Origin of the sequence: Sphingomonas sp., assembly GCF_017745215.1 — a bacterium.
Lineage (GTDB): Bacteria > Pseudomonadota > Alphaproteobacteria > Sphingomonadales > Sphingomonadaceae > Sphingomonas.
This window is the reverse complement of sequence record NZ_JAGHZV010000001.1, coordinates 456,918-478,764: the sequence shown is the minus strand read 5'-3', so window position 1 is coordinate 478,764 and position 21,847 is coordinate 456,918. Positions and strand designations below refer to the sequence as shown.

Sequence of the window (21,847 nt, the reverse complement as noted above, 5' to 3'; positions counted from 1 at the left end):
AAAAAGCGCCGGGGATGTCAACGCGTGACATCCCCGGCTGGAGGGGACATCAGAAGCGGAGGCGGACGCCCGCAGTGAACCGCCGTCCATAGGACCAGACGTCGAGCACCTGGTTGCTGTAGCGACCATGGGTGCTGTAGGTGGAGTTGTTCAGGTTGGTGCCTTCGATGAACACCGTCCCCCAGCTCGTCACGTCATAGCTCGCCGAAGCGTCGACCTGCAGCTGCTTGTCGACCACCACCGGCTCGGCGCCGAACGTGCCGCCCTGCCCCTGGCCGAACTGGACGATATATTCATCGCGCCAGTTCACTGCGCCGCGGATCTGGAAGCCGTGCTTGTCGTAGAAGCCGACGAAGTTGGCCGACTTGGCAAGCCCGGTGATCGCGAAGCCCGCGGTCGACGTGTCGGTCGCGTCGTACTTGCGGTTGGTCGACGGGAAGGTGGCGTTGGCCTGGAAGCCGAAGCCGCTGTCGCCGAACACGTGCTGCAGCGCGAGCTCGAGGCCCTTCACCGTCGCACTCGGTCCGTTGACCGGGCTGCTGACGTTGAAGTGAGCGACAGCGCCGGTGCTCGGGTCCTGAACGTTGTCGATCGTTTGCGAAGACACGCCGCCGACGATGAAGTTGGTGATGCGCTTCAGGTAGAAATTGGCGGCGAAATAGGAATTCCGCTGATAATACCATTCCAAGCCGGCATCGAAATTGTTCGAGAGATAGGGCTTGAGGTCCGAATTGCCGCCGCTCGCCGAGAGGCTGCCCACGCGCAGCGTCCCGACGTTGACCGTGGGCTTCAGGTTCGCGAGGCCCGGCCGCGTCAAGGTGCGCGACCCGTCGAGGCGCAGGACGAGGTTGGGCGTGACCTCGAGCTTCAGGTCCAGGCTGGGCAGCAGATAATTATAGCTCGACTTCTTCGTGATCGTGGTCGTCGCCGAATAGCCGTCGTGGAGCGGTCCCAGCGCGGGATTGGGCTGGATCAGCGTCGGGTCGCCCGCGGGAATCGACAGGCCGAGCAGGTGTCGGCCGATCGCCGAGGAGCTCAGGCGCGTCCCTTCGCGGCGCAGTCCCACCGAGATATGGAACGGCATGTCGCCAAATTCGGTATCGTAGCTGGCCTTGAGGAAGACGGCATAGGTCTTCTCCTTGATCTCGAAGATGCTCCCCGGATCGAGCGACGGCGCCACCGAGCCGCCGGTCGATTCCAGCAGCTTGTAGACCTGGTACGGGTCGTAGGCGATGATCGCGGGGGCGAGACTGCCGCTGTAGCCCGGGATCCAGTTCGCCGTGCTGATCGTCCCGAGATACACGCTCGCCGGGAGCGGCGCGATGCCGCCGCCAGCGGAGGGGCCGGGGCGACCCGAGGGCGTGCCATAGCCCGAGCGGCTGGCGAACACGCCGTTGGTGAAGGTGCTGTCGTTGCGGCCGTACAGCCGATCTTCCAGATACTGGCCGCCGAGCTTCACCTTGAGCCCGCCCTTGTCCCAGCCCAGCGAGCCGCGAACCTGCCTCACCGTGTCGGTATTGTACGGAGCGCCGCGCACGATCACGTGCGAGCCGATGACGTTCCTGTCGGTGAAGCGGCTGATGTCGCCGCCCGGACCCACGTCATGGATCTGGGGCAGGAACTCGCTGCTCGGGCCGAGGATCTTGACGCCGGTATTGGCGCCCAGCACCGTCGTATGGTTGGCATTGGTGCCGCCATAGCCGATGTCCATGCTGTCGTTGTAGCCGTCGGCGCCCGGATTTCGGGTGCTGCGGGCGATCGACCCGTCGAGATCGAGACGCAGGCCGTCGACGATGTCCCACTTCAGGTTCGCGCCGAGCTGGTTGGTCTCGATGATCGTGCGCGTGGCGTTCGCGTTGAAGTCCATCGGCGTGCCGAACTGGCTGAAGTCCACCACCGTGCCGTTGGAATCATATTTCACGTTGCGCAGATCGCTGCCGTTGAACCAGGCGGCGTAGCTGTACGAGCCGCTGTGCAGCGTCTGGCGACCGAAATTGTCGTCGATCGTGAGGAGCACGCCATCGGTAGGCTGCCACTGGAGCGCGACGCGGCCGTCGATGCGCTCGTCCTTGTTGTAGGTCTGCTCGGTGCCCTGCTGCTGCGGGAACCAGGTGAGCTTGGTCTGGCGGTTGTTCGGATCGGCCCAGGCCGGATTGTTCGTGTCGGTGGGGTCGACCGGCGTGCAGCTCGACACGTCGGGGCCCGCCTGGCACGGCGCGAAGTGCGCGCCGATCCAGCCCGGGATGAACACGTGGTTCGAAGTCGTGTCGTGCCGCGTGTAGGAAAGGTCGGCGAGGATGCCGATCGTGTCGCCCGCGAACGTATCCGAAACCAGCACGCCAGCCGTCGGCGTGACGCCCTTGTCGCGCGACTGGTATGAGCCCGACGCGGTGATCGCCGCGTGGAAGCCCGGCCGGTCGAACGGCTTGGGCATCTGGACGTTGACGGTGCCGCCGATCGCGCTCGTCGAAAGTTCGACATCCGGCGTCTTGAGGACGCTCAGCTGCCCGACGAAATCGGCACCGATCGTCGTGAAGTCGACGCCGCGGTTGCCCGTCGCGGTCGAGATGTGCCGGCCGTCGTAGAGCGTATCGACGAAGTCCCCGCCGAAGCCGCGGATGCTGACGCCGTTCGCTTCGCCGCGCGCGCCGACGCGCTGGATCGACACGCCGGGAAGGCGCTGGAGCGCCGACGCCACGTTCGAGTCGGGGAATTTGCCGATGCCTTCGGCCGAAATGACGTCGACGACGCCCGACGAGACCCGCTTGGTGTCGAGGTCGCGCTGAAGCGCCTGGCGGATGCCGGTGACGACGATTTCGGCGTCGTCCGCTTCGGCCGACTGGGGGGCCGGCGCGTCCTGTGCCATGGCGGGCGACGCCATCGCGAGCGCGAGCGCGCCGGATGCGGCCGTCAGCAGCAGCGTGCGCGCGTCGATGCGCAGCGCCCGGCGCGAGCCCGATGAATTTACCAGACTATTGATCATACCCCTCCCTCCAATTCGCTTTCGTCCGGGGGTGAGGGCTCGGATCGAGCCTTTATCCTCGGGCAGCCATCGAGTGTTGACCGCGCACGAATTCTGGAGGCGCCGCAGCCTCTTAGGGGCAACGGGCGGCGCACAACATCCCTCCTGAACCCGAAATCTCTGCCTCGGTCCACACAGGGGCTATCAAAGAAAGTTAGCGCTATCAATAATTATTTGTCGGGTTACTTCTGACAACGCAATCTGTTGCGCTTAGTACACACTCTCCACCATTTTCCCTGGGAAATAGCCCCTTGCGCGGGGCTTGCGGCAGCCTCGCAAGACGCGCATGAAGCGCGGGGGAGAGGTGATGTGGTCACACAATTGGAAACGCTGAACCGCGTCGATCATGCGGATCTGCGCATGCGGACCGGCCTCGAGGGATCCTATCCGCACTTCGTGCCGATCGTGGTCGGCGAGTTTCCCGCGGCGGCAAGCTGCTGCCCGATCTTCTTCGCCAAGGACGCTTCGACCGGGCAATTCTATGCCGCTGCGCTGTTCGGATTCGAGCCGGGCGAGCTGCTCGTCGAGGGGGCCGAGCGGGGCGACGCCGTGTTCCGGCCGCTCGAGCTCCAGCGCCAGGGCTTCCACCTGTCCGATGATAATATCTCCATAGATATTAATCATTTACGCTTCAACGGGGGGACCGCGGCGCTGTTCGAAGCGGGGGAACCGAGCGATACGCTGCGGCGAATCCAGCGCGTTCTGGGCGAACTGCACGCGGGTTTCGAGGCGACGCGCGCCTTCGTCCGCGAGCTGCTCGCATTGAAGCTGGTCGAGCCGGTCGACATCACGCTCAGCTTCGACGACGGCAGCAGCCTGACCCTCGACGGACTCTATACCGTCAGCCGGGATGCGCTCGCGGAGCTCGATGATAGCGCTATCACCGCTCTCTTCCGCAACGGCCACTTGCAGGCGGCGCTTTGCATGAGCTTTTCGCTGAACCAGGTCGCCGTGCTCGCCTCGAAGCGGAATCGGCGATTGGCCGAATAGCATGACTAATGCCGCTCCTCGCGAATCGGGGCCGGAGGTCGATCTGCCGTCGATTGCGGAGCAGGCGGAGCCCGTCGTCATCCGCGGCGCCTGCCGCGACTGGCCGGCGACCGCCGCAGCGGTGCGGTCGACCGAAGCGCTGTTCGACTATCTGCGTCGTTTCGATGGCGGGCAGCGCGCCGAGGCCTTTGTGGGCGAACCGGGGATCGCCGGGCGCTATTATTACGACGAGGCGCTCGACGGCTTCAATTTCACTCGCGAGACGATGACCTTCGCCGATGCGCTCGCCCGGATCGCAGCGGGCGCCGCGGCGGCCGACGCGCCCTCGGTCTATATGGGCTCGGTCTCCGCCGATCGGATGCTGCCGGGGTTCAGCGCGGAGAACCGGCTCGAGATGCTCGATCCCCGGATCGAAGCGGGCCTGTGGATCGGCAATGCGTCGCACGTCTCCTGCCATTACGACGCGCTCGACAATCTGGCCTGCGTGGTCGCGGGGCGGCGGCGCTTCACGCTGTTTCCGCCCGACGCGGTCGGCGACCTCTATGTAGGCCCGATCGACCATACGATGGCCGGCCAGCCGGTGGGGCTGGCGGTCGGCTCGCCGCCGGGCGATCCGCGCTATCCGCGCTTCGAGGCCGTGCGCGACCGCGCGCTGGTCGCGGAGCTCGGCCCCGGCGACGCGCTCTACCTCCCGAAGCTATGGTGGCACCGGGTCGAGGCGCTCGAGCCGGTCAACATGCTCGTCAATTACTGGTGGGACGGCTTCAGCGCGGGGCCGGACGCGCCGCTCACCACGATGATGCTGGCGATGATCGCCATCGCCGAGCGGCCCGAGCGCGAGCGACTCGCCTGGCGCGCCTTCTTCGACCATTATGTCTTCCGGCCCGACGGACATCCGCTGGCCCATCTGCCGTCCGAGAAGCACGGGATCCTTGGGCCGCTCCGCAGCAACTACGGCCGGATCCGGGCGATCGTGATGCAACGGCTGCGCGGCGGATGAGGCCGGGCGGTATCCATTCCGCAGCCTGACCATCCCTTTTGAACCTACTCCGTCATCCCGGCGAAAGCCGGGACCCAGGGCCACGAGCGACGTCCTCTGCAACCCTGGGTCCCGGCTTTCGCCGGGATGACGTTTTTCCACCTCACCTCGCGAGAGGAAACTCGTAGACCGCCGCCGAAGTGGCAGGGACGATGAGCGCCTTGCCGAGCGCGGGCGCCTTCTGCTGCACGATCGTCACGCCTGGCGCCGCGCCGACCTTGTTGGCAGCGTCGAGCGTCGCGCCGCTCAGCACCCAGGCCGTCCCCGCGCCGCGCGTCCGCAGGCCCTTGAGGTCGAGCATCAGCGGCTGCGGCGCGAAGGTGGCGTTAACCACTGCCAGCCGCAGGTGCTTGCCGTCCGGGCTGATGCCGGCGATCACGTCGAGCGGCCAGGTCGGGCTGCCGGCGTTGACCTTGGGATGATCATAGCCGACCGGGTATTTGGGATCGGGCTGCGGCGAATTGCCGTCCACCGCCAGCGGCACCGTGTCCACGCCGAAATGCTCGCCGTAGAGGCGGAACACTAGGCCGGTGGTGTTGATCGTCGAGGCGGTGGGCGTGATGTCCATCGTCGAAGCGCCGGTGGTGAAAGCGCTCATCTTCAGGAAATCGGTGTGGCGCAGCATCTCCTGCATCACCATCGCATAGGCGAGCGCATTCTTGAGCGTCGGCGCGCCGAAATAGGCATATTCGTCGATCGACAGGAAGACGCCCTTGTCCCTGATCGCCGGGAAGCGCTGCTCGTAAAGCTTCCACTCCTCCGCCTTCATCCGCACCTGGTTCGACGGCGCTCGGGCATATTCGAGCAGCTCGGCATCCCTGGGCGCGTCGGGGCGCTGCTCGGGCCGGTCGTACCAATGTTCGCTGATGCCCTCGAAGCTCCCCATCGCCTTTTCGAAGAAGCCGCCCGTCCAGTCCTGCTCGGTGCCGAACTTGGGGGCGATGCTCTCGAGCGAGGCATTTTCCTTGGCCTCGCGCGGATGGAGCTGGTCGGGCATCGCGCCCGAAGCGATGAGGACGATGCCCGGGTCCGCCGCGCGCATCCGCTCGGCGAACTCGCGGTGCTTGATCATGTAATAGTCGAGGCTGGTCTTGCCGATCTGCCACCAGCCATAGGGCTCGTTGCCGATGTTCCAATATTTGACGCCATACGGCTCGGGATGGCCGCCCGCGGCGCGCCTGGCGCCCCACTCGCTCGTCGCCGGGCCGTTGAGATATTCGACTTCCTCCGCGGCCGAATTGGCGTCGCCGAGCCCGGCGTTAACGGTAACATAGGGCTCGACGCCGAGGATGCGGGTGAGATCCATCCATTCGTCCATGCCCAGGTCGTTGGGCTGCATCGCGCTCCAGGCGTGGTCGAACATCGGCGCGCGCCGGTCGCGCGCGCCGATGGCGCCGTGCCAATCCCAGTTCGACAGGAAATTGCCGCCGGGCAGGCGCCAGAAGCCCGAATTGAGCGAGCGCGCGATCGCCATGGTGTCGGCGCGCCAGCCGCGGATATTGTCGGCGGGCATCAGCGAGATGGCGGCAATGCGGAAGCTGCCGGTGCCGGTGCCGGTCACTTCGATCCGCGCATTGGCGCTGGCCGCGGCGGGGGTGAAGCTGAAGGACGCGCGCGCCCAGCCCGCGCCGGGCGCCGGCAGCGCGACCGTCTGGCGATCCGCCGCGCCCTCGCCCCAGACGAGGCTCACCCGAACCCTGGCGCCCGCGTCGCCGCTGAGCCAGAGATAGCCGTCGTGGCGCTTGCCCGCCGCGACGCCGATCCCCGATTGCGAGAGGCCGCGCGGTGCCTCACCCGATACCCTCACGCGCGGGCTCTGCGCGCCGACGAAGGGATCGCGGGGGTCCATCGTCACGACGTCGTCTCCGCCGATCGGGCGCCATTTGCGATAGGCGACGCCCGGCCGTCCCTCGGCATTGGCCGGCGGCGGCGCATCCCGGCCCTCGGCGACGACCGGATAATAGAATTTCCGGTCGTCGAGCATCTCCGCCCAGAGTGTCCGCGCGACGAGACCGCCGATCGGCTCGATGAACATGCCATATTGGTATCGCGTGACCGGCGCCGAGCGGCGGCCGGCGTCGATCGTCGCCGTCACGCGCTGCGCCTGCGCCTGCGCGACGCCGAGCGCCTGGCTCGCGAGCGTGACCGCGAGCATGATCCTGGTGGCCGTGAGCCGCTTCATCCGATCCTCTCCCGACTTATTACTCCGCGCTAATCTAGCGAACGGCACGCGTTCGTGCCACTGGCGTCATGGACCGAATTAGATCGGATTAAGTATATATAATATATAAACTTTATTTCGATTGCTCTTCATAATGATAGCGCTAACCTGAGCCCCTCACCGAACGAATCGACCGGCGAATAACCAGACAAATACGAAGCTCCACGCCAGGGGCGGAGCACGACCAGGGGAGCGGGATGCGCGAAAGACTTCACGCGGTGGCCATCGCCTTGCTGTCGCTCACGATGGCGGGCGGCGCACAGGCCCAGGTCGCCACGCACGTGCCCGACGTCGTCGCGGGTGCGAAGCCGGCGACGGTGCAGCACATCAAGGTCCATTCGCCCGCGATCGAAGGCAACCTGGAGGGCGAGAGCGCCGATCGCGACGTGATCGTGGTGCTGCCGCCCAGCTATGCCTCGAACCCGCGCCGGCGCTATCCCGTCGTCTACGCGCTCCACGGCTATTCGATCGGCGCCGCGCAATGGATCCAGGAGATCCACGTCCCCCAGACGATCGAAGGCGCCTTCGCCAGAGGCACGCGCGAGATGATCGTCGTGCTGCCCGACAGCAAGACGGTGCACAACGGCTCGATGTATTCGAGCTCGGCAACGACCGGCGACTTCGAGACCTTCGTGTCGCGCGACCTCGTCGCCTATGTCGACGCGCATTACCGCACCATCGCCGATCGGCGGAGCCGCGGGCTCGTCGGCCATTCGATGGGCGGCTATGGCGCGAGCCGCATCGGGATGAAGCACCCCGACGTCTTCGGCGCGCTCTACCTGATGAGCCCCTGCTGTCTGTCGCCGCGCGATCCCTCGCAGATGCCAGCCGAGCTGGCGGCGAAGCTCGCCGCGGTGAAGTCGATCGCCGAGGCGCAGCAGCTCGGCTGGGGCGAGCGCGCGATGCTGGCGAGCGCCGCGGCCTGGTCGCCCAACCCGGGCAATCCCCCGCTCTACCTCGACCTGCCGGTGAAGGACGGCAAGGTGCAGCCCGACGTCGCCGCCAAATGGGCCGCGAACGCGCCGCTCGCCTTCGTCGACCAATATATCGGCAATCTGAAGCGCTACGCCGCGATCTCGATCGACGTCGGCGACCAGGACGGCCTCCGGTTCGACGCGCAGAAGCTCCACGAGGTGCTCGACCGCTATGGCATCGCCAACGCCTTCGAACTCTATTCGGGAACGCACACCAGCGAAGTCGCCGTCCGCGTCCAGGAGCACGTCCTGCCCTTCTTCAGCCGGACCCTGAGGTTCGATGCCAAGCCTTAAGCGCAAGCTCGCCGCGAGCGCCTTCATCGCCGCCCTGCTGCTCGGCAGCGCCGCGCCGGCCGCGGCCCAGGCCGATCCGCTCGCCCCCACTGGCCGGTGGAGCGCCTACACCCGCGGCGCGGCAGAGCGGCCGCCGATGGGCTGGAACAGCTGGAATGCGTTCGGCAGCAACATCGACGAAGCCAAGCTGATGGGCTCGGCGCGCGTGATCGTCGACAGCGGACTCGCCGCGAAAGGCTATCGCTACGTCGACCTCGACGACGGCTGGTGGCTCAAGCGCGACCTCGCCACCGGCCGGATCGTGATCCGCACCGCCACCTTCCCCTCCGCGGCGATGCCCGACGGCAGCACCAGCTTCCGCCCGCTCACCGACCGGCTGCACGCGATGGGGCTGAAAGCGGGCATTTATTCGGATATCGGCCGCAACAGCTGCGCGCAGATGTACAGCACCGACGGGCTGAACCAGCCCGAGGGCACGCTCGAGGAGCGCGAGGTCGGCCTCTACGGCCATATCGACCAGGACATCGGCCTCTATTTCGCCGACTGGGGGTTCGACCTGATCAAGGTCGATGCCTGCGGCATCCGCGGGCTCACACCGCAAAGCCCCTGGGTGAGCGCGGGGAAGATGCGCGCGCTCGGGCCGTTCATCGACAGCGAGTCGCTCGGCCGCACCGATCTGGCCACGGTGCGCCGCCTCTACGAGCAGGTCCGCCAGGCGCTCGAGAAGCACAATCCCGACGGCGATTTCGTCTATTCGCTCTGCCTCTGGGGCGCGGCGAACGTACGCGCCTGGGCGAAGGACATCGGCAACCTGTCGCGCACCAGCGACGACATCGCGCCGAGCTGGGGCCGGATGGTCCACAGCTTCGACAGCGCCGTGCGCCGGCCGCTCTACGCGCATCCGGGCTCGTGGAACGACCCCGACATGCTCTACATCGGCGCGGGCGATTTCGACGCCGACCATCTGGTCGCCGCACGATCGCATTTCGCGCTCTGGGCGATGCTCAGCGCGCCGCTGATGATCGGCTACGACCTGCGCCAGGCGCCGCAATCGTTGCTCGACGTGTTCGGCAACGCCGCGATCATCGCGGTCGACCAGGATCCCGCGGGCAACCAGGCGGTGCTCGCCTATGATTCCGACGATGTGCAATTCCTCGTCAAGACGCTCGCCAGCGGCGACAAGGCCGTGGCGATCTTCAACCGCAGCTCGGCGCCGATCGAGGCGAGCCTCACCGCCGAGCAGCTGAAGCTGCTGCCCGGGGAGGACGTGACGCTCACCGACCTCTGGGACGGCAAGCAGTTGCGCTTCCGCGGCGAACAGTCGTTCAAGCTCGCGCCGCGCGAGACGTTGATCTTCACGGCGCATGGGACTCGGCGGCTCGCGAACGGCATCTTCCTCTCGGAACAGCCGGGCAGCGTGAACCCGGCGGTCGACGGCGTGGTGGTGCCGCAGACCGAGCCCTTCGTCTATCGCCCCGTCTTCTGGGCCGGCACGCACGGCACGGGCGAGCATCCGCGCTACGGCGGCTGGGGCGGCGCGCAGGCCGACCAGACGCCCTATGGCGAGCGGATCGCGATCGGCGGTCGGCGGTTCGACACCGGCATCGGCATCCTCGCCAACTCGCGCCTCGAGGTGCGCAACGCCGGCTATGCCCGGTTCAGCGCCGAAGTCGGCGTCGACGACACCGCGCGCGACCGGACGCTGCCGGTGACCTTCCTCGTCTATGGCGACGGCAGGCTGCTGGCGCAGTCGAAACCGATGCGGTTCGGCGAGGCACCGGCGTCGCTGTCGGCCGACGTGCGCGGCGTGAAGCTGGTCGAGCTCGTCGCGCGGACCGCGGCGCCGGCTCGCTTCCCCGATCCGGTGGCCTGGGGCGATGCGGCGCTCACGCGATAGGCGGCCGGGCGATCACATCGAGTGGCGCGTGTCGTCGTGCGCGAGATCGATCAGCGAGCGCATGGCCGTGCTGGCAGCCTCGGCGTCGCCCGCGGCGATCGCGTCGAACACGCGGACATGGTCGGGGACCGGATCGCGCGGCAAGGCGCGAAGCCGCTGCTTGTAGCGCGTCGTCCAGCTCACGGCGGCGCCGATGCTTGCGCTGAGCGCGATCAACGCCTCGTTGCGCGTCGAGCGCAGCAGCGCATCGTGGAAGTCGCGGTCGGCGGCGCGGCCCTCCTCGGTGGCGAGCGTGTGGCGGCGCATGCGCGCCAGCGCGTCGCGCATCGCCTTGATATCGGCCTTGTCGCGGCGCTCGGCCGCAAGCCGGGCGGCGGCGGGCTCGACGATCGCGCGAAGCTCGAAGATGTCGCGCACGAGGTCGGCGTCGGGCTCGCCCGAGAAGGCCCAGGCGAGCACGGCCGGATCGAGCAGGTTCCAGCGGCTGCGCGGCAGCACGCGCGTCCCCGCCTTGGGCCGGCTCTCGACCAGTCCCTTGGCGGTGAGCACCTGGACTGCCTCGCGATAGGCGCTCCGCGAGACGTCGAGCGCTTCGGAATTGGCGACTTCGCCGGTCAGCCGCTCGCCCGGCGCGATCCGGCCCGAGACGATCGCGGTGCCGAGATAATGCACCACTGCGCCGCGCAGCCGCCGCCCCGATGCCCTGGGCGTCTTCAGCGCCTCGGGCCTGTCGTCGGCCGCGACCGCCGGAACTTGCTTTTTCGACGGAACGACCACGGCCTTTCTCCTCTACGCGAACTTCATAGGCGTAGTGTGTTATCGCAACAAGTCACCGATCCCGGCTTCAACGGCAAATATGTCCGAGTAATTTGATTCGGGGCTTGGCCGCAACCTCCTTCTGCCGTCGAGACGAACGCAAACGGGTTCGGCCGCCGCCACGGCCGAACCCGTTAAAGGATGTCGCGCGAGGATGCGAGCGCGGCGGACGCGCGTCGATTATTCCTCGATCTGAACCACGGCGACGGCCTTGGCCGGCAGGTCGAGTGCAAGCGCGCCGCCGCTCGCCTTGCCGGCGAAGGGTTTGGGCGCCACCGCATCCGGTGCGTCGAAGCTGTTGACGCTGTCGACCTTGGGCGCGGTCAGCAGCAGGCCCTTGGCGCCGCGGACCTTGAGCGCGCCAAAGCCCGCCTTCACCTGCACCGGCCGCCGCGGATCGAGGTTGGTCACCGCGAGCCACAACTTGCCGCTGGTGTCGCGCGCCGCGATCGCATCGACGCGCGGCAGGGTGATGTCGCCCTGGACGTAGGTCCCTGCGTCGAAGCTCACCGGCACGAAGGTCGCGTCCTGGAAGGGCAAGTAGAGCCTGTAGACGTGGTAGGTGGGGGTGAGCACCATCTTCGGGCCGTCGGTCAGGATCATCGCCTGGAGGACGTTGATCATCTGCGCGATGTTGGTCATCCGGACGCGATCGGCGTGGCGCGCGAAGATGTTGAGGTTGAGCGCCGCCAGGATCGCGTCGCGCATCGAATTCTGCTGCTGGAGGAAGCCCTCGCGCGAGCCGGGCGTCTTGGCGAGCCACGCGCCCCATTCGTCGACGACCAGCGCGACCTTCTTGTCGGGATCATATTTGTCCATGATCGCCGAATGCTGCGCGATCGTCGCATCCATCGCGAGCGTCGCCTTCAGCAGCTTGGCATAGCCCGTCTCGTCGAAGCCCGTGCTCGGATAGGAAGGTGGCCAGCCGCCGGTGGTATAGGCATGGAGCGAGAGGCCCTCGATGTTCCAGGCCCAGTCATGCTCCTTCCACGCCTTCATTACCGTGTCGGTGTAGGCGCCGTCGACGTCGTTCGGGCCGACCGCGATCCGCTGCATCGATTCCGCGCCGGTCTGCGCGGGGTTGTAGTTGCGCACGAAGCGCGAGAAGGGCTTCATCACGTCGACATAATGCTGCGGCGTCATCGATCCGCCGCAACCCCAGCTTTCGTTGCCGAGGCCGAGGTACTTGACCTTGTAGGGCGCCGGATGGCCGTTGGCGGCACGCGCCTTGCCTGCGGTGGTGGCGGGGTCGGCGGTCATATAAGCGAGCCAGTCGGCCGCCTCCTCGACCGTCCCCGAGCCGAGGTTGACCGAGACATAGGCCTCGGCGCCGATCTGGTCGGCGAAGTCCATGAACTCGTCGGTGCCGAAGGCGTTGTCCTCGACCGCGCCGCCCCAGTTGGAGTTGATCGTGACGGTGCGCTTGTCGGGCGCGCCCACGCCGCCGCGCCAGTGATATTCGTCGGCGAAGCAGCCGCCCGGCCAGCGGACGTTGGGTACCCTGATCGCCTTCAGTGCCGCGACGACGTCGCTGCGGATCCCGCGGACGTTGGGAATGGGCGAATCCTTGCCAACCCAGACCCCACCGTAGATGCCGGTGCCGAGGTGCTCGGCGAACTGGCCGAAGATGTTGCGATCGATCTTCGCGCCGGGCTTTCCGGCGTCGACGGTGAGCGTGACGGGCGCGTCCTGCGCCTGCACCCCAACCGGTACGGCGGATGCGAGCAGCGCGGCTGCGATGAAGGTACGAATCAACGGCATTCCAGCCTCTCCCCGGTATTATTTTGTCGGGATAATAGCTGGACGGACATCCGGTCAAGGCAGTGGAACCCAGCATGGCCTCCATGCGGGAATGGCAAGAATCGGTCGCAAACCGGCCCAAATAGCTGCGTGCTCCCAGGGGGGCAGTCATAGCGCCGGCCTTTTCTACTCTTACTAAAATATGATATGCGACATAGCATGGAGCAGCCGGGGTCCTCTTCCGCGGAAATCCCTCTCAAACGGTCCGACCGGGCGACCATGCGCGATGTCGCGCTCGTCGCGGGCGTGTCGATGATGACGGTCTCTCGCGTGTTGAACCGCGGCATGGTCTCGCCCGAGACCCGCGCTCGAGTGGAGGCCGTGATCCGGCGGCTCGACTATCGACCCAACGACAAGGCACAATCGATGGCCCGGGCGCCGCGGCTCCGGCCGGCACCGGCGCACGACGATCACGAACAAACCGACGAATAACGACAAGGGGGAGGTCGATGAGGATCGCATGGCTCGCGCTGGGCATGCTTGCAGCAATCATGAATGGTCCGGCCACGAGCGAGGCGCGAGGGACCGGGCCGGACAGCTCGATCGAGGAAGGCACCGGGCAATTCCCCGCGGTCTTCGAGGAAGATCCGACCCTGCCGGCTCATGTCGTCTATCGTCCGCGCGACCTGCACGCGCTCGGAAGCGAGAAGCTGCCCGTCTATGTCTGGGGCAATGGCGGGTGCAGCGCCGACGGGACAAGCTCGCGCAACCATCTGCTCGAGATCGCCTCGCACGGCTATCTTGTCATCGCCGCGGGAAGCATCCCTGCCGACAAGCCGGCACCCGCCGCGCCGCCGCAACAGCCGCGCCAATTGTCCGCCGCGACGCCCACCTCTGCCCTTTTGGAAGCGGTCGACTGGGCGATCCGAGAAAACCAGCGCCCGGGAAGCCACTATGCCGGCAGAATCGCGGTCGACCGTATCGCGGTGTCGGGCTGGAGCTGCGGGGGCCTCCAGGCGCTCAACGTCGCGGGCGACCCGCGCGTCAAGACTGCGGTCATCATGAACAGCGGCTTCTTTCCCGCCAATTCGAGCCCGATCGCCGGCGTCGAGAGCGACAAGGCGACGCTCGCCAAGCTGCACACCCCCGTTCTCTACATCCTCGGCGGCGCCACCGACATCGCCTACCAGAACGGCATGGACGACTATCGCCGCATCGCCGGCGTACCCGCGGCAGTCATCAACATCGCCGTGGGCCACGGCGGCACCTATTCGGAGCCGCATGGCGGGCTGGCCGCGCAGATCGTGGTGAACTGGCTCGACTGGCAGCTCAAGGGCGTTGGCGCGGCCGGGCTTCGCTTCGCGGGCCCCGGATGCGGCTATTGCGGCGACCCGCGCGTCACGATCGAACGGAAGGGGCTCGACAAGCCATGAAGGCGATCCTCTGCCCCCAGCCCTTCCAGCTCGAGCTCGTCGATCGGCCCGAGCGGATCGCGGCGCTGGCGACGGATTCCGCCAGGGTGCTCAAGGCGATCCTTCGCTTCTGAGGCCGGCGTTGCGCCTGCGGTGCTTCTGCGATAGCGCCGGTGCCGATGGCAAAGCCCCGCACCATATCCCTGGGCCGTCTGGGGGACGCCCTCGGGTTCCGGCTGCGGCGCGTCCAGAACAAGCTCTCGCGCGATTTCGAGCGGCGCTCCGCCGGCTGGGATTTGCGCCAGGGCATGTTCAGCGCGCTGGAGATCATCCGCGCCAATCCCGGCATCTCGCAGACCGACGTCGCGCGCGAGATCGGCATGGACAAGTCGCTGGCGGTGACGCTGATCACCGATCTGGAACGGCGCGAATGGGCCGTGCGCGAGCGCTCGAGCACCGATCGACGCCAGTACCGGCTGACGGTGACGGCGAAGGGCGAGTCGGTGCTCGAGGCGCTCGTGTCCAATCTGCTGCACGTCGAGGAACTGGGCCTCGCCGCGCTGGGCGAGAGGGAGCGCGAGGTGCTGATGCAGGCGCTCGACAAGGTCTATCGCGCCTATGTGAGGCCGCGCGCCTAGCTCAGCCGTGGATGCGCTTCAGGAACGAGAGCAGCGCCGCGAGTTCCGCCTCGGTGAAGCGTGACTTGAGCCAATCCTCGTGCCGGCCGATCGCGAGCTTCGCACGGGCAAGCGCGGCTGAGCCCTGATCGGTCGCGAACCAGGCGACGCGGCGGCGATCCGTCGCGCTCGGCCGCCGCTCGATCAGTCCCTTCGCTTCGATCGCATGGACGATCGCCATCGTGGTCGCCCGGTCCATCTGCAGCCGCACGGCGAGGTCGGTCTGGGCGATGCCCGGATTGTCCGCCGTGAGCCAGAGCACCGAGACCTGCTTCTGGGTGAGCCCCAGCTCGGCGAAATGCTCCGAAAAGTGACGGAGCACCGCACCGTGCGCGAGGCGCAGGTGGAAGCCCACCACTTCGTCGATCCCGCCCAGTTCTCCGCGCATCGGCTCTCCTTACGGGCACGCCCAACCCCTGCCCACGCTCTGGCAGGCCGGTTGACGGCGAGCAAATTTCGTAAGTAACACATACAAAATTCCGGATGGGAGAGAAGGCCATGTCGAAAGCACCGTTTCGCGCCGATCACGTCGGCAGCTTCCTTCGGCCCAAGGCGCTGCTCGACGCGAGGGCGCGCTTCAAGGAAGGGACGATCGACGCGGCCGCGCTCCGCGAGGCGGAGGACGAGGCGATCCGCGGCGTCGTCCGGATGCAGGAGGAGCTGGGGCTCCAGGGCATCACCGACGGCGAGTTCCGGCGCAGCTATTTCCACACCGATTTCCTGCTCCAGCTCGACGGCGTCGAGGAGGCGGGCGGCACCCAGGTCAAGTTCCACCAGCACGGCGGCAAGGAACTCGAATACGCGCCTCCGGTGATGAAGGTCACCGGAAAGGTGCGCCACGCGCGCTCGATCCAGCGCCGCGACTATGAATTCCTCGCGTCCTGCACCACGCGCCTCGCCAAGGTCACCATCCCCTCGCCGACGATGCTCCATTTCCGCGGCGGCCGCGACGCGATCGACGAGGCGGCCTACCCCGAGCTCGAGCAATTCTACGACGACGTCGCGGCCGCCTATCGCGCCGAGATCGCCGATCTCGCCGAGGCCGGGTGCCGCTATCTGCAGCTCGACGACACCAACCTCGCCTATCTCTGCGACGAGACGCAGCGCGCCAACGCGCGCGCCCGCGGCATGGACCCCGACGCGCTGCCCAGGCTCTATGCCCGGATCATCAACGATTCGATCCGCGATCGGCCGGCGGACATGGTGGCGTGCGTCCATCTGTGCCGCGGCAACTTCCGCTCGTCCTGGGCAGCGGAGGGCGGCTATGAGCCCGTCGCCGAAGTGCTGTTCAACGAGCTCGCGGTGGACGGCTATTTCCTCGAATATGACGATCCGCGCTCGGGCGACTTCGCGCCGCTGCGCCATGTGCCCGAAGGCAAGCGCGTGGTGCTGGGCCTCGTCACCACCAAGCTGGGCCAGCTCGAGACGGCCGAGCATATCAAGGAGCGGATCGACGAGGCCGCGCGGCACCTGTCGCTCGACCAGATGGCGCTGAGCCCGCAGTGCGGCTTCTCCTCCACCGTCCACGGCAACGACGTGAGCTTTGCGCAGCAGGAGGCCAAGCTGCGGCTCGTCGTCGAGGTGGCGCGCGACGTCTGGGGCGAGCTCTGATCCGGCACATGGACTGAACGACGCGGCGGACGAGTCCGCCGCACCGACCGAGGGAAGCGGGCGTCGCCGATGGGCGGCGCCCGCTTCCTTGTCTCCGCGCGGCTCGCTTCGAAAAAATAGTCCGACATAACTGTTGAGTTCCTCCACTAAATGTGATTTGTTATGTGAGACAGCAGTTACAGCCCCCCGAAGAGGGGCGTGGGCGGAGGGAGAGGATGGGCGCGACTCGCAGATCGGCGGGCTCGAGTGTCGCATTTGCGGCAGCGCTGCTCGCATGCGCGGCGTCGGCGTGCATGCCGGCCATGGCCCGGGACACGCCGGAGGTGGCGCGCACCTCGCTCTATGTGCCGGTGCGCGACGGCACGCGGCTCGCGGTCAACATCTACCGGCCGGTGGTCGACGGGAAGCCCGACATCGCGAAGCTGCCGGTCGTCTTCGCCTTCACGCCTTATCGCGCGCGCTATTTCGACAAGGACCACCGGATCGTCGAGCTTGTCGACTCGCCGATCTTCGGGCTGCGCAATCTCGTGAAGGCCGGCTATGTCGTCGCCACTGCCGACATCCGCGGCAAGGGCGCTTCGTTCGGCGCGCGGCGCGGCTTCCTCGACCAGACCGAGGCACGCGACGGCTACGACCTGATCCAATGGCTCGCCGCCCAGCCCTGGTCGAACGGCAAGGCGGGGATTGTCGGCTGTTCCTATCTCGGCGGCACATCGATGCTCGTCGCCTCGGCGCGGCCCCCTGCCCTGGTCGCTGCCTTCGCCGCGGCGACCGACATCGACAAGTACAGCTTCGTGCGCAACGGCGGGATCACCGCCCAGTTCAACACCCGGCCCGACGAGCCGCTCTCGGTCGATCTCGCGAGCGTGCCGGTCGACGCCGACACCGATGGGTCGATGCTCAAGGCCGCGGTTGCCGAGCATGCCGGCAACACCCCGATGGCGAAGCTCTGGGAAACGATGCCCTTCCGCGACAGCGTCTCGCCGCTCACCGGCAATCGCTTCTGGGAGGAAGTCGGCCCCTATACCCGGCTCGACCGGATGCGCGCGCCGGGGCTCGCCTGGCTGTTCTGGAGCAATTGGGAGGATGAACCGACCGAGCAGATGATCCTGAACGCGGTCAACATCCCGTCGACGATGATCATCGGCCCGGGCAGCCATTGCGAAGGCCCCAAGGCGTTCGACATCGCCGATATCGAGCGGCGCTTCCTCGACTTCCATCTGAAGGGGATCGACAACGGCTTCGGCCGGCAGCCGCGCTTCTGGTGGTATGACGAGAAGGCCGACGGCAGCGGTGCGATGCGCGCGTCGGAGACTGCGCCGGGCACGGGCATCGCCCGCACGCCGCTCTACCTGTCGGCAGCGGCCAACGACGCGCCGGCCCCGGTCGACAACGGCAGCGTCGCCGAGGCGCGGCCCCGCGTCACCACGGCCAGGTTCACCGTGGACTATGATCTCGGCACCGGCGACTATTTCGCCTTCTGGCCCGCGCCGCTCGACGGCAAGGGGCTGACCTATACCAGCCGCCCGCTCGCCGCCGACGCGACGATACAGGGCTATCCGATCGCGCGCGTGACGGCGGCGATCGACCGGGCCGACGCCAACCTCTTCGTCTATCTCGAGGACGTCGATCCGGCGGGCAAGGCGCGGATGATCTCGTTCGGCCGCCTCGCCGCGTCGCACCGCAAGGTCTCCAGGCCGCCCTACGATCGGCTCGACCTCCCCTACCACTCGGGGCTGGCCGCCGACGTCGCGCCGATGGTGCCGGGCGAGCCGGCGCTGCTCGAAGTCTCGATGGGACCGCGCGCCTACACCTTCGCCGCGGGACATCGCCTCCGCGTGACGCTCACCGGCGCCGATCCGCGCCAGCGCAACCTCGCGGCGATCCGCCAGGAGCCGCCGCCGGTCTTCACCATCACGAGCGGCGGCGCCGCCGCTTCGCATGTCGACATTCCGTTCATCGAAAAGCCGGCGTTCCGCTGATCGAGCGAGCGCCGAACAAGGGGAGGTCTAACGATGAAGCTCAAAAGGACTCGCATCGGCGTCCGTTCCGGCGTCGCCATCTTCGCGCTTGCCTGGGCTGCCGCCGCACACGCGCAGGAGGCGCCAGCCCCCGCCGAGGAAACCTCGGCCGAACAGCGCGAGGAAGCCGGGATCATCGTCACCGGCAGCCGCCTGCGCGGCGTGGCGCCCGTCGGCTCGACCGTCACGGCGCTCGGCCGCGACGAGATCGTCGATTCGGGCGCCGTCACCACCGATCGCGTGGTCAAGCAGATCCCGCAGGTCTTCGACCTGGGCGTGAGCGAGAACAGCCGCGGCCAGTCGGGCGGTGCCGGAAACATCACCTATGGCAACAGCGTGAACCTGCGAGGGATCGGGCCCTATGCCACGCTGATCCTCGTCGACGGCCACCGCGCGGTGAACAACAGCCGCGCGTTCGATCCTTCGGTGATCCCAACGCTGGGGCTCGAGCGCGTCGAAGTCGTCGCCGACGGCGCGTCCGCCATCTACGGCTCGGACGCGGTCGCGGGCGTGGTCAACCTCATTCCGCGCCGCACGCTGAACGGGGTCGAAGCCGTCGCGCGCTACGGCTGGGCCGACGATTATTACGAATATCAGGTCGGCGCCGCGGTCGGGCACGTGTGGGACACGGGGCAGATCATGTTCGCGTTCGAACACGTCAAGAAATCGTCGCTCAACGGCGACGACCGCGCCTTCTTCACGTCGGACCAGCGCGCCTTCGGCGGCAAGGACTATCGCGTCACGCGCTGCAACCCGGGCACGATCACTGCGGGCGGCACGAATTATGCCATCCCCTCCGGCGGGGTGACCCAGGCGACCGCGGGATCGCTCGTCGCGGGGACGACCAATCTCTGCAACGACCTGATCGGCCAGGACCTGATCCCCGAGCAGCAGTATGACTCGTTCAACGGCACCTTCACCCAGGAGCTCACGCCCTGGCTGACGGTCTTCGCCGACGGCTTCTTCTCGCACCGCGAGTTCCTGCGCCAGCCCGCGCAGCAGAGCGCGACGCTCACCGTGCCGCAGACCAACGCCTTCTTCGTCCGCCCCGCCGGCTTCACGGGCACAAGCTACACGATCGCCTATAATTTCTACAAGGACCTGCCCTTCAACACCAATCCCGGCATGGCCGAGAATTGGGAGATCACCCCCGGCGTCCGCGTCAAGCTGCCCGGCGACTTCCAGTTCGAAGGCATCTTCACCTACGGCAAGGGCGACGACGAGGCCGACCAATGGCGCGGCATCAACAACACCGCGCTCAACGCCGCGCTGGCGAGCAGCAACCCGGCGACCGCCTTCGATCCCTACGGCCTCGGCCGCACCTCGGCGGCGACGCTGGCGGCGATCAGCAACTTCATCTCGCGCTCCCCCACGCTCAACACCTTCCGCGGCTATGAGGCGCGGCTCAACGGCACGCTGATCGAGCTGCCGGGCGGCGGCGTGAAGGTCGCGGCGGGCTATGAGGGCCAGGAGATCGCCACCCACCTGGGCAGCGCGCGCGGCCCGGTGGGGACTCCGGTGGTGATGCGCAACTTCACGCGACGGGTGGACTCGGCCTATGCCGAGCTGCTCGTGCCCGTGTTCGGCCCGGGCAATGCGATGCCCGGCTTCGAGCGGCTCGAGATCGACGCGGCGGTGCGCTACGACAAGTACAGCGACGTCGGCTCGACGACCAATCCCAAGTTCGGGGTGAACTGGTCGCCGCTCGGCGGGCTCACCTTCCGCGGCAGCTACGGCACGTCGTTCCGCGCGCCGCTGATCTCGCAGATCTACGGCAATTCGAACAATCTCTTCGTCCAGACCTACCAGAACCCCGCGGGCTCGCCGATCGTCGGCGTCGCGCTGTCGGGCCCCAACCTCGGCCTCAAGCCCGAGGAAGCCACCACCTGGTCGGTCGGCGGCGACTGGGAAGTGACCGATACGCTGAAATTCGGCGCCACCTATTTCAACGTCGAGTACGTCAACCAGGTCGACGCCTATCTGTCCGACCTCGCGATCCTCTCGCGCGAGGCGCAGTTCGCCGGCACCGGCATCATCCTGCGCGACACTGCGGCGCGCGACCGCGTGCTGGCGCTGCTCGCCTCGGGCATCACGCTGGCCAGCGGCTCCTTCCCCGGCGGCAGCGCCAACAACGTCACGCTGTTCGTCGACGGCCGCAACAACAACCTCGGCCGCTCGAACACCGAAGGCATCGATTTCACCGCGAACTTCCGCTTCGACGCCGGCAGCGCGGGCCTGTTCCGCCTCGACGCCTCGGGCACCTACCTGCTCAAGTACAAGGCGGCGATCACCGCGAGCGGCACGCCGATCGACCGGCGCAACACGATCTTCTTCCCGCTGAAGTTCAAGGCACGCGCGATGCTGACCTGGGACCTCGACCCGGTCCGCGCGCAGGTCACGGTCACGCACGTCGGCGGCTATCTGAACAACGCCGTGACCCCCAGCCAGAACGTCGATAGCTACACGCCGGTCGACCTGAGCATCGCGTGGAACGTCGGCGGCGAGAACGGCCACGGCCTGCTGCGCGGCCTCACGCTTTCGGCCGAGGTCCGCAACCTGTTCGACGTCGCGCCACCCTATGTGAACCTGGCCCCATCCGGAAACGGCAGCGGCGGCTATGACGCGACGGCGGCAAACCCGATCGGGCGGCTGTTCGCCGTGTCGCTGCGCGCCAAATATTGAGCTGATTTCAAAAGGGGGCGAGGGCGCGGCTTCGAAACGGAGCCGCGCCCTCGATCGTTTGGCCGTTCCCCTATGGACAGTCGTTCAGCTGCAACCCGCCGGACGATCGAGATGAAAGCGGACCCGTACGCTCGTCTCGCCGCCGTCCCGGCTCAGCACGATCGACAGATATCGGGGCTGGCTGATGAAGACGAGCGTCCGATAATTTTTGGACCCGGCCCCGGTGTCCGCCACGAGCGGCGTGTGCGCCGCCGAGGCTTCGGCGGCATAGAAGCCCGCGACCCGATCCAGGGAATCCGCTGTCTTCAGCCGGTAGCTGGTCATGCACTTCTGACGATCCGCGGCGCCCAGCATCGCCGCGCCCGGATAGGGAGCGCCCAGAGGCATCGTAACCGAAAGCGCAAAGCCTGCCAGGAACATGGTTCTTCTCCCAAATTGTCCGCAACTCCGT

At 67.3% G+C, this 21,847-nt stretch carries 16 protein-coding genes; 10 read left to right on the top strand and 6 right to left on the bottom strand.

The genetic code is table 11. The features are described from left to right. Positions 1-49 precede the first annotated feature (49 nt). Positions 50-2,983 carry a TonB-dependent receptor gene (locus J7495_RS02285; RefSeq protein WP_294054443.1) on the bottom strand — a complete coding sequence of 978 codons (2,934 nt, stop codon included), beginning with the start codon at positions 2,981-2,983 and terminating at the stop codon, positions 50-52. A 243-nt stretch (positions 2,984-3,226) separates the two neighbouring features. On the opposite strand from J7495_RS02285, the gene J7495_RS02280 reads away from it, so the two are divergent. Both J7495_RS02280 and J7495_RS02275 read left to right on the top strand, forming a co-directional pair. Then, positions 3,227-4,012: a SapC family protein gene (locus tag J7495_RS02280; protein ID WP_294054442.1), complete on the top strand. Its 786-nt coding sequence runs from the start codon at positions 3,227-3,229 to the stop codon at positions 4,010-4,012. 1 nt (position 4,013) lies between these two features. Next, positions 4,014-5,012: a cupin-like domain-containing protein gene (locus J7495_RS02275; protein WP_294054441.1), complete on the top strand. Its 999-nt coding sequence runs from the start codon at positions 4,014-4,016 to the stop codon at positions 5,010-5,012. A gap of 142 nt (positions 5,013-5,154) precedes the next feature. Here J7495_RS02275 and J7495_RS02270 read toward each other — a convergent pair whose 3' ends face one another. After that, entirely contained in the window at positions 5,155-7,233 is a 2,079-nt protein-coding gene (locus J7495_RS02270; protein WP_294054440.1) for an alpha-L-arabinofuranosidase C-terminal domain-containing protein, read from the bottom strand. 284 nt (positions 7,234-7,517) lie between these two features. Between J7495_RS02270 and J7495_RS02265 the strand changes: the two genes are divergently transcribed. Beyond that, positions 7,518-8,540 (top strand): alpha/beta fold hydrolase, encoded by a 1,023-nt coding sequence (locus J7495_RS02265; protein ID WP_294054507.1) that lies wholly within the window; start codon positions 7,518-7,520, stop codon positions 8,538-8,540. Continuing rightward, positions 8,527-10,437: an NPCBM/NEW2 domain-containing protein gene (locus J7495_RS02260; protein ID WP_294054439.1), complete on the top strand. Its 1,911-nt coding sequence runs from the start codon at positions 8,527-8,529 to the stop codon at positions 10,435-10,437. Before J7495_RS02265 ends, J7495_RS02260 begins: the two co-directional genes overlap by 14 nt. A gap of 12 nt (positions 10,438-10,449) precedes the next feature. Here the strand turns inward: J7495_RS02260 and J7495_RS02255 are convergent, their stop codons facing one another. Together J7495_RS02255 and J7495_RS02250 are read right to left on the bottom strand one after the other, a co-directional pair. Then, the gene (locus J7495_RS02255) at positions 10,450-11,154 is read right to left on the bottom strand and encodes a FadR/GntR family transcriptional regulator (RefSeq protein ID WP_294054506.1); all 705 of its coding nucleotides are present in this window, start codon (positions 11,152-11,154) and stop codon (positions 10,450-10,452) included. Positions 11,155-11,433: 279 nt separating this feature from the next. Beyond that, complete coding sequence (locus J7495_RS02250; RefSeq protein ID WP_294054438.1) at positions 11,434-13,014, bottom strand: alpha-L-arabinofuranosidase C-terminal domain-containing protein; 1,581 nt, start codon at positions 13,012-13,014, stop codon at positions 11,434-11,436. A gap of 198 nt (positions 13,015-13,212) precedes the next feature. On the opposite strand from J7495_RS02250, the gene J7495_RS02245 reads away from it, so the two are divergent. The 3 genes from J7495_RS02245 (at position 13,213) to J7495_RS02235 (ending at position 15,043) form a co-directional block, all read left to right on the top strand. Further along, positions 13,213-13,485: a LacI family DNA-binding transcriptional regulator gene (locus J7495_RS02245; protein ID WP_294054437.1), complete on the top strand. Its 273-nt coding sequence runs from the start codon at positions 13,213-13,215 to the stop codon at positions 13,483-13,485. 17 nt (positions 13,486-13,502) lie between these two features. Then, complete coding sequence (locus tag J7495_RS02240; RefSeq protein WP_294054436.1) at positions 13,503-14,426, top strand: hypothetical protein; 924 nt, start codon at positions 13,503-13,505, stop codon at positions 14,424-14,426. A gap of 158 nt (positions 14,427-14,584) precedes the next feature. Then, positions 14,585-15,043, top strand: a complete 459-nt coding sequence (locus J7495_RS02235) for a MarR family transcriptional regulator (protein ID WP_294054435.1) — start codon at positions 14,585-14,587, stop codon at positions 15,041-15,043. A 1-nt stretch (position 15,044) separates the two neighbouring features. On the opposite strand, the gene J7495_RS02230 is transcribed toward J7495_RS02235, so the two are convergent. Further along, complete coding sequence (locus J7495_RS02230; RefSeq protein ID WP_294054434.1) at positions 15,045-15,470, bottom strand: MarR family transcriptional regulator; 426 nt, start codon at positions 15,468-15,470, stop codon at positions 15,045-15,047. Positions 15,471-15,580: 110 nt separating this feature from the next. Between J7495_RS02230 and J7495_RS02225 the strand changes: the two genes are divergently transcribed. The 3 genes from J7495_RS02225 (at position 15,581) to J7495_RS02215 (ending at position 21,396) form a co-directional block, all read left to right on the top strand. Next, complete coding sequence (locus J7495_RS02225) at positions 15,581-16,693, top strand: 5-methyltetrahydropteroyltriglutamate--homocysteine S-methyltransferase (protein ID WP_294054433.1); 1,113 nt, start codon at positions 15,581-15,583, stop codon at positions 16,691-16,693. Between the two features lie 293 nt (positions 16,694-16,986). Next, the gene (locus J7495_RS02220) at positions 16,987-18,675 is read left to right on the top strand and encodes a CocE/NonD family hydrolase (protein WP_294054432.1); all 1,689 of its coding nucleotides are present in this window, start codon (positions 16,987-16,989) and stop codon (positions 18,673-18,675) included. A gap of 33 nt (positions 18,676-18,708) precedes the next feature. Then, on the top strand, positions 18,709-21,396 hold the full coding sequence (locus J7495_RS02215) for a TonB-dependent receptor (protein ID WP_294054431.1): 2,688 nt from the start codon (positions 18,709-18,711) through the stop codon (positions 21,394-21,396). Positions 21,397-21,480: 84 nt separating this feature from the next. On the opposite strand, the gene J7495_RS02210 is transcribed toward J7495_RS02215, so the two are convergent. Continuing rightward, positions 21,481-21,816, bottom strand: coding sequence for a hypothetical protein (locus J7495_RS02210; protein WP_294054430.1), 336 nt, complete (start codon positions 21,814-21,816; stop codon positions 21,481-21,483). Between the last annotated feature and the right edge of the window lie 31 nt (positions 21,817-21,847).

Excerpts from the sequence above, each read along its gene's own strand:
- J7495_RS02285 (WP_294054443.1), bottom strand. The coding sequence starts at position 2,983 with ATGATCAATAGTCTGGTAAATTCATCGGGCTCGCGCCGGGCGCTGCGC.
- J7495_RS02275 (WP_294054441.1), top strand. The coding sequence starts at position 4,014 with ATGACTAATGCCGCTCCTCGCGAATCGGGGCCGGAGGTCGATCTGCCG.
- J7495_RS02270 (WP_294054440.1), bottom strand. The coding sequence starts at position 7,233 with ATGAAGCGGCTCACGGCCACCAGGATCATGCTCGCGGTCACGCTCGCG.
- J7495_RS02265 (WP_294054507.1), top strand. The coding sequence starts at position 7,518 with ATGGCGGGCGGCGCACAGGCCCAGGTCGCCACGCACGTGCCCGACGTC.
- J7495_RS02260 (WP_294054439.1), top strand. The coding sequence starts at position 8,527 with ATGCCAAGCCTTAAGCGCAAGCTCGCCGCGAGCGCCTTCATCGCCGCC.
- J7495_RS02250 (WP_294054438.1), bottom strand. The coding sequence starts at position 13,014 with ATGCCGTTGATTCGTACCTTCATCGCAGCCGCGCTGCTCGCATCCGCC.
- J7495_RS02245 (WP_294054437.1), top strand. The coding sequence starts at position 13,213 with ATGGAGCAGCCGGGGTCCTCTTCCGCGGAAATCCCTCTCAAACGGTCC.
- J7495_RS02240 (WP_294054436.1), top strand. The coding sequence starts at position 13,503 with ATGAGGATCGCATGGCTCGCGCTGGGCATGCTTGCAGCAATCATGAAT.
- J7495_RS02235 (WP_294054435.1), top strand. The coding sequence starts at position 14,585 with ATGGCAAAGCCCCGCACCATATCCCTGGGCCGTCTGGGGGACGCCCTC.
- J7495_RS02230 (WP_294054434.1), bottom strand. The coding sequence starts at position 15,470 with ATGCGCGGAGAACTGGGCGGGATCGACGAAGTGGTGGGCTTCCACCTG.
- J7495_RS02225 (WP_294054433.1), top strand. The coding sequence starts at position 15,581 with ATGTCGAAAGCACCGTTTCGCGCCGATCACGTCGGCAGCTTCCTTCGG.
- J7495_RS02220 (WP_294054432.1), top strand. The coding sequence starts at position 16,987 with ATGCCGGCCATGGCCCGGGACACGCCGGAGGTGGCGCGCACCTCGCTC.
- J7495_RS02215 (WP_294054431.1), top strand. The coding sequence starts at position 18,709 with ATGAAGCTCAAAAGGACTCGCATCGGCGTCCGTTCCGGCGTCGCCATC.
- J7495_RS02210 (WP_294054430.1), bottom strand. The coding sequence starts at position 21,816 with ATGTTCCTGGCAGGCTTTGCGCTTTCGGTTACGATGCCTCTGGGCGCT.